The organism is Jeongeupia naejangsanensis (assembly GCF_016865585.1).
Taxonomy (GTDB): Bacteria; Pseudomonadota; Gammaproteobacteria; order Burkholderiales; family Chitinibacteraceae; genus Jeongeupia; species Jeongeupia naejangsanensis.
In genome coordinates this window covers 866,829-879,493 of sequence record NZ_JAESND010000001.1, presented here as the reverse complement: position 1 = coordinate 879,493, position 12,665 = coordinate 866,829, and the positions used below count along the sequence as shown (strand labels likewise).

The 12,665-nt window shown below is 66.2% G+C and carries 9 protein-coding genes; 1 reads left to right on the top strand and 8 read right to left on the bottom strand.

Annotated features, from left to right (window positions below; genetic code table 11):
• Nucleotides 1-39: 39 nt before the first annotated feature.
• Nucleotides 40-933, top strand: coding sequence for a glycoside hydrolase family 16 protein (locus JMJ54_RS04255; RefSeq protein WP_203536686.1), 894 nt, complete (start codon nucleotides 40-42; stop codon nucleotides 931-933).
• A gap of 74 nt (nucleotides 934-1,007) precedes the next feature.
• Here JMJ54_RS04255 and JMJ54_RS04250 read toward each other — a convergent pair whose 3' ends face one another.
• From JMJ54_RS04250 to JMJ54_RS04215, 8 genes are all read right to left on the bottom strand, one after another.
• Complete coding sequence (locus JMJ54_RS04250) at nucleotides 1,008-1,787, bottom strand: EI24 domain-containing protein (RefSeq protein ID WP_203536685.1); 780 nt, start codon at nucleotides 1,785-1,787, stop codon at nucleotides 1,008-1,010.
• 124 nt (nucleotides 1,788-1,911) lie between these two features.
• Nucleotides 1,912-2,154 (bottom strand): VF530 family protein, encoded by a 243-nt coding sequence (locus tag JMJ54_RS04245; protein WP_203536684.1) that lies wholly within the window; start codon nucleotides 2,152-2,154, stop codon nucleotides 1,912-1,914.
• Nucleotides 2,155-2,263: 109 nt separating this feature from the next.
• Nucleotides 2,264-3,931, bottom strand: a complete 1,668-nt coding sequence (ettA, locus tag JMJ54_RS04240) for an energy-dependent translational throttle protein EttA (RefSeq protein ID WP_203536683.1) — start codon at nucleotides 3,929-3,931, stop codon at nucleotides 2,264-2,266.
• Between the two features lie 106 nt (nucleotides 3,932-4,037).
• Nucleotides 4,038-5,345: an MFS transporter gene (locus JMJ54_RS04235; protein ID WP_203536682.1), complete on the bottom strand. Its 1,308-nt coding sequence runs from the start codon at nucleotides 5,343-5,345 to the stop codon at nucleotides 4,038-4,040.
• Nucleotides 5,346-5,523: 178 nt separating this feature from the next.
• Nucleotides 5,524-6,267 carry a pseudouridine synthase gene (locus tag JMJ54_RS04230; protein WP_203536681.1) on the bottom strand — a complete coding sequence of 248 codons (744 nt, stop codon included), beginning with the start codon at nucleotides 6,265-6,267 and terminating at the stop codon, nucleotides 5,524-5,526.
• Nucleotides 6,264-9,872 carry an FtsK/SpoIIIE family DNA translocase gene (locus JMJ54_RS19100; protein ID WP_275411036.1) on the bottom strand — a complete coding sequence of 1,203 codons (3,609 nt, stop codon included), beginning with the start codon at nucleotides 9,870-9,872 and terminating at the stop codon, nucleotides 6,264-6,266. The genes JMJ54_RS04230 and JMJ54_RS19100 overlap by 4 nt, the downstream gene beginning before the upstream one ends.
• A 372-nt stretch (nucleotides 9,873-10,244) precedes the next feature.
• Nucleotides 10,245-11,555, bottom strand: coding sequence for a hemolysin family protein (locus tag JMJ54_RS04220; RefSeq protein WP_203536680.1), 1,311 nt, complete (start codon nucleotides 11,553-11,555; stop codon nucleotides 10,245-10,247).
• Between the two features lie 216 nt (nucleotides 11,556-11,771).
• Nucleotides 11,772-12,659: an alpha/beta hydrolase gene (locus JMJ54_RS04215; protein WP_203536679.1), complete on the bottom strand. Its 888-nt coding sequence runs from the start codon at nucleotides 12,657-12,659 to the stop codon at nucleotides 11,772-11,774.
• Nucleotides 12,660-12,665: the final 6 nt, after the last annotated feature.

Here is a 12,665-nt window from a genome sequence, read left to right as displayed (position 1 = left end):
AGGCGGAACCGGTCACGCTGACCTTTTCGGGAGTTGTCCATGCGCCGCTTCGCCCCGCTGTGCCTGATCGCCCTCGCTGGCTGCCAACCGGTCGTCCCACCGGCCACAACGGCCGGATTGCTGTTTGACGATTTCAGCTATGCCAGACCGGCCGATCTTGCCGCGCATGGCTGGACGGTCCGCAGCGAGGTAGGCTGGCCCGGCGTCGGCGGCGCGGCGTGGGGCGGCATCGCCTTGGTCGATGATCCGGCCGTCAAGGGCAACCGGCTGCTGCGGCTCTCCGCACAGACCGACGGCGAAAAAACGCAGCAGGCGCAGCTTTGCCAGCAGCGCAAATTCCTCGCCGGCACCTACGCGGCACGGGTGCGGTTCAGCGATGTACCGGTGACCGGTCCCAACGGCGACCGCGTGGTGCAGACCTTCTACACGATCAGTCCGCTCAATCGACAGATGGATCCGGACTACAGCGAACTCGATTTCGAATACCTGCCCCATGGCGGATGGGGAGCGAGCGGGCCGACACTGTTCATGACCAGCTGGGAAACGGTGCAGCTGGTGCCGACGTTCAAGGCGCACAACGAAAGCCACCGTGAACGCGGCAGTCTGGCCGGCTGGCACGTGCTCGTTGTGCAGGTGAGCGACGGCGAAACCGTCTGGTATCTCGACGGTGCGCGTATCGGCAAGCACGGCAAGCGGAGCTATCCGCGCGTGCCGATGTCGATCAACTTCAATCTCTGGTTCATTGCCGACGGTCTTGCGCCCGGTTCGGTGCCAAGGCGCTGGGAGGAGGACGTCGACTGGGTCTTCCACGCAGCCGGCGAGGTGCTGACCCCCGATGAGGTCGAGGCGCAGGTGGCCGGGCTGCGCAGCAAGGGTGTGGCCCATGTGGATGGCGTGCCGGCATCGTCGCTGCCGTCGCCCTGCAATATGTAAGTCCGCCGTATCCGCCCGGATGGCCTGGTGCCGATTGTGGCATCGGGTCGCACGCCCGGCCGTTGTTGCGTTGACTAGGACTTTGGCTGTCGCGCCAGCCAACGAAAGCCCAAGTGGCAAGCCGTGGCGCCCAGCATGCCGGGCATCAGCAGCGCAGCGAAGGGGATCAGCGCCACACCGCTCAGCAGCAGGCCTGCCCCCAGCATCTGCCAGCGATGACTGCGAATGAAGCGGCGTTGCTGCTCGGCCGTCGCAACGCCATCCAGCGCATCGTTGATCAGGCCGCGGATGTTCAGGTACGCATTGAGCATCACCAGCAAGACCGGGCCGATGACCGGAATGCACATGCATAGGACCGACCCGATGATCAGCGTGCCCAGATTGCCGGCCAGGTCGCGTACGTTGGCACGCCAGGGGCGAAGGACGTGGTTCGCGATGGCCGGATACCGTGTCAGCACCAGGGCCTGCACATGCCCCATCAGTACCATTTCCAGCACGATGCGCGCGACCAGCATCGTGCCCAGAACAAAGCCCAGGAACGCCAGTGCGTACTCGAGCACCAGCGTCATGCCGGTCGCGACGCGACCGACCCAGCTGGCGGGATCGGGCACCCAGCCCAGCTGGCCGGGCAGCCTCTGCGTGAGAAAGCGTGCGGCAGCGCCGAAGCCCTGACTGATCGGTTCCCAGGCGAGCCAGTAGGCCAGCGCCATGATCAACAGGGTCAGGAGCCAGACGCCCAGCGAAACCCGCAGCAAGCGCGGGTGAATGCTGTCGCGAAGCCCCAGTGCGACGCAATGGATGACTTCGCCCGGGCGGGCTGGCGCAGCCGGGTTAGGTGACGGGATTTCGGGCATGGACCGCTCTGATCGGGAAATCGGGGGAAAGAACCGGCGCGATTATGCCGTTGCCGTAACGGCTGGCAAAGCAGCCGCACCGTTAACGCAGCCGGAACGCGGGATGTCTTCCGGGCTTCGCGGGCTAGCGCTGTGTGCCGGGGCCGTAGTTGCGCAGACTGTAGAGGTAAAAGGCCTCTACTTGCTCCCGTGCCCAGGGGGTTCGACGCAGGAACGTCAGGCTGGACTTGATGCTGGGGTCGGACTGAAAGCAGCGGAGCGGGACCTGCCGCGCCAGTTCGGCCCAGCCCCAGTAATCGAGCAGGTCCTCGAGCATTTTCGCCAGCGTCACGCCGTGCAGCGGGTTGTTCTGTTGAGCATCCAGCATGTGTTCGTGTGCGGTTCCATGAAGAAACGGGCCGTTTCCGGCCCGTTGTGCGGGTTGCAATGCAAGCCCGGTTGGCAGGCGGTCGGCATCCGCTGACCGCCATCCGTTCTTAGCGCGTGACCGGCTTGTAGCGGATCCGCTTCGGCTTCGCGCCTTCTTCGCCGAGACGCTTGCGCTTGTCGGCTTCGTATTCCTGATAGTTGCCGTCGAAGAACGTCCACTGCGAATCGCCTTCGGCGGCGATGATGTGCGTGGCGATCCGGTCGAGGAACCAGCGATCGTGCGAGATCACGAACACGGTGCCGGCGAACTCGAGCAGCGCGTCTTCAAGCGCGCGCAGGGTTTCGACGTCGAGGTCGTTGGACGGTTCGTCAAGGAAGAGCACGTTGCCGCCCTGCAGCAGCGTCTTGGCCAGATGCAGACGACCACGTTCACCGCCCGACAGCATGCCGACCTTCTTCTGCTGGTCGCCACCCTTGAAGTTGAAGCGGCCCAGATACGCGCGGCTGCTCATCTCGAACTTGCCGACGTTGAGGATGTCGTTGCCGCCCGAGACGTCGTCGAATACGGTCTTGTCGCCTTCCAGCCCTTCGCGGCTTTGTTCGACGAAGGCCATCTGCACGGTCTGGCCGATATCGATCTCGCCCGAATCCGGCTGTTCCTTGCCGGCGATCATCTTGAACAGCGTCGACTTACCGGCGCCGTTCGGACCGATGATGCCGACGATGGCGCCAGCCGGAGCGTTGAAGCTGAAGTTGTCCATCAGCAGACGATCGCCGAAGCTCTTCGAGACACCCTTGAACTCGATCACGCGATCGCCGAGACGCTCGGCCACCGGAATGAAGATTTCCTGCGTTTCGTTGCGCTTCTGGTGTTCGTACGACGAGAGCTCCTCGAAGCGGGCGATCCGCGCCTTCGACTTGGCCTGACGGCCTTTCGGGTTCTGACGCACCCATTCGAGCTCCTGCTTCATCGCCTTCATGCGGGCGCCTTCGGACTTGGCTTCCTGCTCGAGGCGGGCTTCCTTCTGCTCGAGCCAGCTCGAGTAGTTGCCCTTCCACGGAATGCCTTCGCCGCGGTCGAGTTCCAGAATCCATTCGGCGGCGTTGTCGAGGAAGTAGCGATCGTGGGTCACGGCGACCACGGTGCCCGGGAAGCGCACGAGGAACTGCTCCAGCCATTCGACCGATTCGGCGTCGAGGTGGTTGGTCGGTTCGTCGAGCAGCAGCATGTCCGGCTTCGAAAGCAGCAGCTTGCACAGTGCGACGCGGCGCTTTTCACCACCGGAGAGGTTGCCGATCTTGGCATCCCACGGCGGCAGGCGCAGCGCGTCGGCGGCGAGTTCGAGCTGCAGTTCGGTGTTGTCGCCGGCGCCAGCCGAAATGATCGCTTCGAGGCGGCCCTGTTCTTCGGCCAGTGCGTCGAAGTCGGCGTCTTCCAGCGCGTACTCGGCATAGACCTCTTCGAGGCGCTTCTGCGCGGCCATCACTTCGCCCATGCCGGACTCGACTTCTTCGCGCACGGTTGCATCGTTGTTGAGCTTCGGTTCCTGCTCGAGGTAGCCGATCTTCACGCCGGCAAGGTGCTGGACTTCGCCGTCGTATTCCTTGTCCGCACCGGCCATGATGCGCAGCACGGTCGATTTGCCGGCACCGTTCAGGCCCAGAAGGCCGATCTTTGCGCCGGGGAAGAAGGAGAGGGAAATGTCCTTGATGATCTGCCGCTTGGGCGGAACGATCTTGCTCACGCGGAGCATCGACATCACATACTGGGCCATTGCTTGTCGCCAATCGGTTGGAATGGCGCGATTCTACCAAAGCGCGCGTACGCAGGCCGACAAAAAGCCCGGCGGAGGCCGGGCTTTTCTGCGGGGGCGGGCCGGTTCAGGCCTGCGCGAGCGTGGGGGCAACCGAATGGCGGCGGGCGGCAAGTGGCACGAAGGCCAGCGCGACGCCGAGCACCGCCAGCGCGGCCACGTAATGGCCCGGCGCCAGCGGATCCTTCTGCAGCCACAGCGTCAGCAGCATCGGCGTCAGGCCGCCGAAGATCGCGTAGGCAACGTTGTACGAGAACGAAAGCCCGGTGAAGCGCACCGCCGCCGGGAAGGCACGAACGGCGACGAAGGGCACCGTGGCGATGGCACCGACGAAGAAACCGGTCAGCCCGTAACTGAACAGCAGGCTGCCGGCATCGCCGGGCAGGCCGGTGTAGAAGTGGTAGCTGCTGGCCAGCAGGCCGATGAAGCCGACGATCATCGTGGCGCGTGCGCCGAAACGGTCTGCTGCCGCACCGAAAACGATGCAGCCGAGCGTCAGCGCCAGCGTCGCCAGACTGTTGGCCTGCAGTGCCAGCGCCGGCACGATGTGGTGGACCTTCTGCAGATACGTCGGCGTGAACAGGATGACGACGACGATGGCCGCCGACAGCACCCAGGTCAGCAGCATCGACACGACAACGGCGCCGATGTGGTTGCGCAGCGTGGCCTTCAGCGGCAGTTCGTCGGCAATCGCGCGCTGGGCGTGCAGCTCCTTGAAAATCGGCGTTTCCTCGAGGAAACGGCGCAGGTAGACGGCGAAGAAGCCGAACACGCCGCCGAGGATGAACGGAATCCGCCACGCGTAGCCGGCGACGTCTTCCGGGCTGTAGCGGGTGTTGATCGCGGTGGCTACCAATGAGCCGAGCAGGATGCCGGCGGTCAGCCCGGCGGTCAGCGTGCCGACGGCAACGCCGGTGCGGTTGACCGGCGCGTGTTCGGCAACGAACACCCAGGCACCAGGGACTTCGCCACCGATCGCCGCACCCTGCATCACGCGGAACAGCAACAGCAGCAGCGGCGCGGCGATGCCGATGCTCGCGTACGTCGGCATCAGGCCGATCGCCAGCGTCGGTACCGCCATCAGGAAGATCGACAGCGTGAACATCTTCTTGCGGCCGAGCTTGTCGCCGAAGTGGGCGATGATGATCCCGCCGAGCGGGCGCGCCAGATAACCGGCAGCAAAGATGCCGAAGGTCTGCAGCAGCCGCAGCCAGTCCGGCATGTCCGGCGGGAAGAACAGCGTGCCGATGACGGCGGCGAAGAAGACGTAGATGACGAAGTCGTAGAATTCGAGCGCGCCGCCAAGGGCGGACAGCGTCAGTGTGCGCAGGTCGTCGCGGTTGAGCGGCCGGTGGGCCGGTTGTGCGGTAGTCATGGAATGGAAGCCGTAGTCGTTGAAAACGGCTGCGCGACAACGGGTCGGGATAGGGCCTGCCGGCGGATCGCCCTTGGGGTGATGGGCGGTGGTGCGGGACGGGGTGGGTTCCGCGCGGGTGCCGGGAGTGCACAGCCAAGGTGCATTCTAGCGCCGGATTGCGGCGGCGGGATTGCGGTTATCGGCGATGTGGCGCGTTGGCCCAACCCAGTGCATCGATCACGCCCTGCATGTCGGCCGCCAGCGGGCAGGCCAGATCGAGCGCTGCGCCAGTGTGCGGATGTGCGAGGCGCAACCCGGTGCAGGCGAGCAGCATCCGGCCGACGCCGAAGCGCTCGGCAAACATCCGGTTGTGCCGGCCCTTGCCGTAGGTCGCGTCGCCGATGATCGGGTGGCTCAGGTGCTTCAGATGCCGGCGCAGCTGGTGGCGCCGGCCGGTGAGCGGTGCCAGCGCCGCCAGCGAGTAGCGGCTGGTCGGGTAGCGGTCGATGGCGACCGGCAGCTCGATCGTTGCCAGCCGGCGGTAGTCGGTGACTGCATCCTGCGCGTCGGTTGCGCTTGCTTCGCCGGCAAATTCGTAGGCGTCGACCAGCCGCGTCAGCGGGTGATCGACGGTACCGGCCTCGGGCAGCCAGCCACGAACCACGGCGAGGTAGTCCTTCTCGATCGCACGCGTCTCGAACGCTGCGGTCAGCAGTTTGGCGGTGTCCGGGTCGAGCGCGAACATCAGCGTGCCGGATGTGCCCTTGTCGAGCCGGTGCACCGGGTAGACGCGCCGGCCGATCTGGTCACGGACGATCTGCATCGCGAAACGGGTCTCGTGCCGGTCGATCATCGACCGGTGCACGAGCAGGCCCGAGGGTTTGTGGACCGCGATCAGCGCATCGTCGCGGTACAGCTCGGGCAGCGTTTCGCGGCTCATTCGGAGGGCGGCGCCAGCACGGTGCGGTTACCGTTGGTTTCCATGCCGCTGACGAGGCCGGCGGCTTCCATGCTTTCGATCAGCCGCGCTGCGCGGTTGTAGCCGATGCGCAGCGAACGCTGGACGGCCGAGATCGACGCGCGGCGAGATTGCAGTACGAAGGCGACCGCTTCGTCGTACAACGGATCGGCTTCGGCGTCGCTGTTGCCGCCGCCGGCGTTGCCGGCCGCTTCGGCATCGAAGCCGCCGTTGAGCACGCCGTCGATGTAGTCGGGCTCGCCGAACTTGTCCTTCAGGTATTCGACCACCTTGTGCACCTCGTCGTCGGCGACGAAGGCGCCGTGGATGCGCTGCGGGTAGCCGGTACCCGGCGGCAGGAACAGCATGTCGCCTTGGCCGAGTAGCGCTTCGGCGCCCATCTGGTCGAGGATGGTGCGGCTGTCGATCTTGCTCGACACCTGGAACGCCAGCCGGGTCGGGATGTTGGCCTTGATCAGGCCGGTGATCACGTCGACCGACGGCCGCTGCGTCGCCAGAATCAAATGGATGCCGGCAGCACGGGCCTTCTGCGCCAGTCGGGCGATCAGTTCCTCGATCTTCTTGCCGGCGACCATCATCAGGTCGGCGAATTCGTCGACGACGACGACGATGAACGGCAGGTGCTCGACCGGCTCGGGGTTGTCCGGCGTCAGCGTGAACGGATTGGTCAGTTTCTGACCGGCCTTTTCGGCCTCCTTGACCTTCTGGTTGAAGCCGGCAAGGTTGCGTACGCCGAAGTGGCTCATCAGCCGGTAGCGCTTTTCCATCTCGGCGACGCACCAGTTCAGCGCGTTGGCGGCGAGCTTCATGTCGGTGACCACCGGTGCCAGCAGGTGCGGAATGCCGTCGTAGACCGACAGCTCGAGCATCTTCGGGTCGACCATGATGAAGCGCACTTCTTCCGGCGTCGCCTTGTACAGCAGTGACAGGATCATCGCGTTGACGCCGACCGACTTGCCCGAGCCGGTGGTGCCGGCGACGAGCATGTGCGGGGCCTTGGCGAGGTCGGTGACGACCGGCTGGCCGGTGATGTCCTTGCCCAGTGCCATCGTCAGTTTCGAGCCCGACTCGGTGAACACCGGGTCGTTGAACACTTCGGACAGGCGGATCATTTGCCGGGTCGGATTCGGCAGCTCGAGTCCCATGCAGGTCTTGCCCGGGATCGTCTCGACGACGCGGATCGATGCCAGACCGAGCGCGCGCGCCAGATCCTTCATCAGGTTGACGATCTGCGCGCCACGCACGCCGACGGCCGGTTCGACCTCGAAACGCGTGATCACCGGGCCGGCGTAGGCGTCGACGACGGCGACCTTGACCTTGAATTCGGCCAGCCGCTCCTCGATCAGGATGCCGCGTTCGAGCAGCTCCTCTTCCGACACCGTCTGCACCGCGCTGGTTGCCGGTTGCAGCAGGGAGACCGGTGGCAGCTCGCTGTCGTCGTAGTGACGGATCGGTGCAGGCGTGCGCGGAGCGGAAATGACCGGTTCGGGCTGTGCGACCGGTGCAGGCAATACGCTGGGTTCGTCATCCCACTCGAGGGTAGCCGGCGAGGACTGCCATGCTGATTGCGGTGCAGGTGCAGGTGCAGGTGCAGGTGCAGGTGCAGGTGCAGGTGCAGGTGCAGGTGCAAAGGTCGGGGCGGAGGCCGCGGCTACTGTCGGGTGTGCAACCGGCTCGCTCGGCGCGGCAGGCGCGATGACGCTGACGGCTGTAGTTGCGAAGTCGGTTTCGGCTGCGACCGCGATCGGTTCGTCGGGCAGCGCAGGGGCGACGGCGAATACCTCGGCTGGTGCAGCCTCCGCAGGTATCACGGCGACGTGTTCGGCCACGGCAACGGATCCGATTGGCTCGGCAAGGGGCTCAGTGGCCACTGACGCCGACGTGACCGGCTGCGGATCGATAACCGGTTCAACGACGGGTTCGCTGGCCGGCATGGTCAGCGGTTGTTCCGGTGCGGCAGGCGCCATGGTCCATTCGATCGGCGGCAGCTCGGCTGCCGGTGCCGCGACAGCTTGTGGCTCAGGCGTGATTGTGGCGACGGCCGGGGTTGGGGCGACCGGTGCTGGAGGCTTCAGGCTCGCGGTCGCGGCGGGCTTGCTCGGAAAAGGGCGGGTGGTGACCCGTGGCTGTGCGGTTGCCGGTGCGGTGGCCGGGCGCTGGATCGGTTGTGGCACGACGCGGCCGGTGGCGCGCAAGGCCTGATCGGCCTGCATCCGCAGCGTGCGGGTATTGAGCTCGGCCGGCTGGGTGGGGCGCGCAGACATGCTGGAAGGCGCCGGCGCTCGCTCGCCATGGATTTCGCGCAGACGCGCGCGCACTTCGTCGGCACCGAGGACCGGCATGACCGCGGGCGCGGCGGGGGTCGGCCGGGCGGCGCGATTGCGGTAGACGCGTTGCAGGTTGTCCATCACCTGCTGCGGGCCGATGACGGGCAGCTCGCGGCTGGTGCGCGGCGGAGGGACGGCTGGCGCAGCCATGGGCGTGCGTACTGCTGGCTCGGCACGCCGTTGCACGACGGGAGAGGCGGTACGGTGGTCGAGGGGACGGGGCGCGGGCGCTTCGCTGGCCGGCATCGGCGGCGGTGGTGCTGCGCGCGAACGTCGAACGGTCGTGTCGTCTTCGTCGAATGCGGTTGCGGCCTGCACGCGCTGAACGACGGGTTCGATCCGGGCGGAGATATCGCGAGCCGGTGTTTCGGTGACGCTGAATACGGGCGAAGGCTCGGTGTAGCTTTCGGCCGCTTCCTCGGCATCACGTGCAGCCTGTTCCGCCTGACGGGCCTTGGCTTCGGCCCGGCGCTCCTGCGTCGTGCGCCACCAGCCGGAAATGCGCTCGGTCGGCAGCAGCTGTGACGCGGCGTTGCCGGCGCTGCTGAGCATTTTCGACGTCGTTTCCCGCAGGCCGATCGACGGCGTGCTGTCGGCGTAGTCGTCCGTGTCGAAGGGTTCGTCGTTGTCGATTTCTGGCTCGGGGTCGGTCTCTTTCGGCGTGCTGTAGTACGGCGTGTCGCGCAGATCTCGCCACCAGTTCGCCAGCCGCTCGAACGGGTGGAAGTCCCGCAGTGCCGGAATGCCTTCGCGCACGGCCTCGCCACTGGCGCCGAACAGTGCCGGCCAGTGGTGTTGCGTGGCCAGCGGGATACCCACGCCGAAGCCGACCAGCAGCGTCACGATGGCCGCAACGGTGCTGCCCGGTGCAAGGCCAAGGCTGCCGAGCAGCCATTGACCGACATGCGGCAGGCCGTTGTCACCGGCCAGGTAGTCGGCAAGGACCAGCGTGACGAACAGCAGCGCGGCACCGCCGATCCGCAGCGCACGGCCCGGGCGCGGCTCGCCCTGCAAGGGCCAGCGGCTGCGCCATGCCAGCCTTGCGATCGGCAACGCCAGCAGCCAGCCAACGTGGCCGAACAGCACGAAAAGCGGGCCGCCGGGCAAGGCCATGAGCAGCACGATCAGCGTCGCGAAAATCCACGACAGGGTCTTGATGAAACGGGTGTGGCCCGGATGCCCGTTGCCTTGGGTGGCGAGATCCGGTTCGGCGTCTGGCGGGAGCGATTCTTGAGACATGGTTTCCAGTGCGCAGGGCCGGGACGGCCCGAAACAGGCTGCCGCGGCGCAAGCGGGGCGGCGCCTGGAATTCAAAGAGGGTGCGAGGGCGGCGGCAGGGCGGGCGGCACGCGGGAAAACGTGGCGGATGCAGGCCCGAAGCGGTGGAAGTCCGCGATGCGCGACGCGATCGACAAGGCCGCAAAGTGTACCACAGCGCTCACCCCGTCCGGCAGCCGCAAGCCCTGTTGGCGCGCTGTCTGTGAGTTGGCTCTCGGCCGGGATGACGCCCGCTTTGCGGCGCATGCCCGGCCTCGCCGCTTCGCCGCGAATTCCGGCGGGAAAGGCAGCCGGTTTTACGGGCGATGGGCGTGCCGGGTGACGCCGCTTGCGTCAGCCGTCGTCCTGCGGGGTGTCCTCGCCGGTGTCGATCGCTTCGGCGAGCACCTTGTCGATGCGCTTGCCGTCCATGTCGACGACCTCGAATCGCCAGCCGTCCCATTCGACGAAGTCGGCGGTCGCGGGGACGTGGCCGAGCAGCAGCATGATCATGCCCGACAGCGTGTGGTAGCGGCCCTTGGATTCTTCCGGTGCCGTTTTCAGGTCGAGCCGGTCCTTGAGTTCCGGAATCGGGATCATGCCGTCGAGCAGCCACGAGCCGTCGGCGCGCTGCACCGCCCAGGCATCGTCGGCATTGCCGGACTGAAACTCGCCGGTCACCGCTTCGAGCAGGTCGTGCAGCGTGACCAGCCCCTCGATCTCGCCGTATTCGTCGAGCACGAACACCATCTGCATGTTGTTGGCGCGGAAATTGTCGAGCAACTCCATGCCGGTCAGCGTCTCGGGTACGTAGACGCAGGGCACGAGGTCAGCCGAAAGGTCGGGCTGCTCGCCGCGCAGCGTGTAGGCCAGCACCTGCTTGGTGTGCAGCACGCCGAGGATCTCGTCGAGCCCGCCCTTGCAGACCGGGAAGCGCGAGTACTCGGATTCCGAGATGCGCTTCAGGTTGTCCGCCAGCGGCAGGTTCAGGTCGAGGTAGACGATGTCCGAACGCGGAATCATCAGCGAGCCGAGCTGGCGGTCGTCGAGACGGAACACGTTGCGCACCATCTCGTGCTGGTGCTGCTCGATCACGCCCGATTCCGAGCCTTCCTCGAGCAGGGCCTGGATTTCCTCTTCGGTCACGCCCTGGTTGCCGTTCTGCTTGACGCCGAGCAGGCGCAGGATGGTGTGCGTCGAGACGCTGAGCAGGTAGACGAAGGGACGAGTCAGCGTCGCCAGCCACTGCATCGGCCGTGCGACGAGGCGGGCGATGGCTTCCGGGTTCATCTGGCCCAGCCGCTTGGGAACGAGCTCGCCGACGATGATCGACACATAAGTGATGACCACGACGACCAGTGCGGTCGAAAACACGCTGGTGGTCTTTTCGGGCAGATCGAACGTCTGCAGCCATGCCGACAGCGGCGCGGCCAGCACCGATTCGCCGACGATCCCGTTGAGGATGCCGATCGAGGTGATGCCGATCTGGATGGTCGAGAGGAAACGGGTGGGGTCTTCGCCGAGGCGCAGTGCCGTCGAGGCGGCGGCGTCACCGTCGGCGGCCAGCTTCATCAGCCGCGCCTTGCGCGCGGTGACGAGGGCGATTTCGGACATCGCGAACAGGCCGTTCAGCAGGATCAGGCCCAGCAGCAGCAGGATTTCCATTTCAGCGCTCCCGGCCGGACGGGCTGAAGGCCCGGCTTGGCGTCAGCCCGGCGGTACGTCCGGACTGGCGGGAACTGGAAAGGGGATAAGCGTATGCGAAGCTGCTACTGGGAATGTCCATATGGTGAGGGGCCGTGGCCCGTCACTCCTCGAGCTGTAAAGGGACGCTTATGTTAGCGGCAGAGGCCGCGTCCCGACAATGTGCGCCGGTGGTGACTAGCGGCCGGCGGTCGTGTCGGTGGCCGGCGAGGTCGGGTAGAAGGCAAAGCGCAGCGCACGGCCGAGGCTCGTCGGCACGACCGAACCGTGGTCTTCGCCGTCGAACTGCTGGAAGACCACGCGTTCGCCGGCGCCAGGGACGGCGGCCAGCCGCTGTGCAAGTGCCGCAGCTTCACTGGCCATGTTGAACTGGTTTTCCCGACCGCCGACGGTGACCAGCACCCGGGCCGCATCCTTGGTCTTGCCGGCCGCGTAGCTCTTGGCCTCGGTCACGATGGCGCGCTCGTCCCACCAGACCGAGGGGCTGGCCGCGATATAGCTGGCGAACAGGGCTGGACGGGTAAAGCGCAGATGCAGCGTGAACAGGCCGCCGAGCGAGTGGCCGAACAGCGCCTGGCTGCTGGTGTCGACCGGGTAGCGTGCCGCGATCGCAGGCATGACCTGCTGTTGCAGGAAGTCGGCGAAGAATTCGCGACCGCCGGTTCTGGGGGGGCGGTCGAACTTCTTCGGGACACGCTCGTCGGGCACATCGGAGGTCAGGTCGTAGTAGCGCCGGTCGCTGTCGAAGGGTTGGTCGGTCGGGTAACCGATGCCGACGACGAGGACGTCCTGCAGCGGGCGCTGCATCCGCGCGGCACCGGCCGCAATGGGAAAGTGGGCGTTGCCGTCGAGCACATAAAGGACGCGGTAGCCACCGGGGGGCGGTGGCGCCAGTGGCGTGGCGACGAAAATCCGGTAGGCAAGGCCGTTGCTTTTGGCCTTGACGTCGTACTGCACGGCATTGGCAGCCGCCAGCGGGCGTGGTGCCGGAAACAGGTCGTCGGCAAAGGTGGGCATCATGGACGTGCAGACCAGCAGCGCGGCGAAAAAATGGTGCTTCAGCATAGTGGC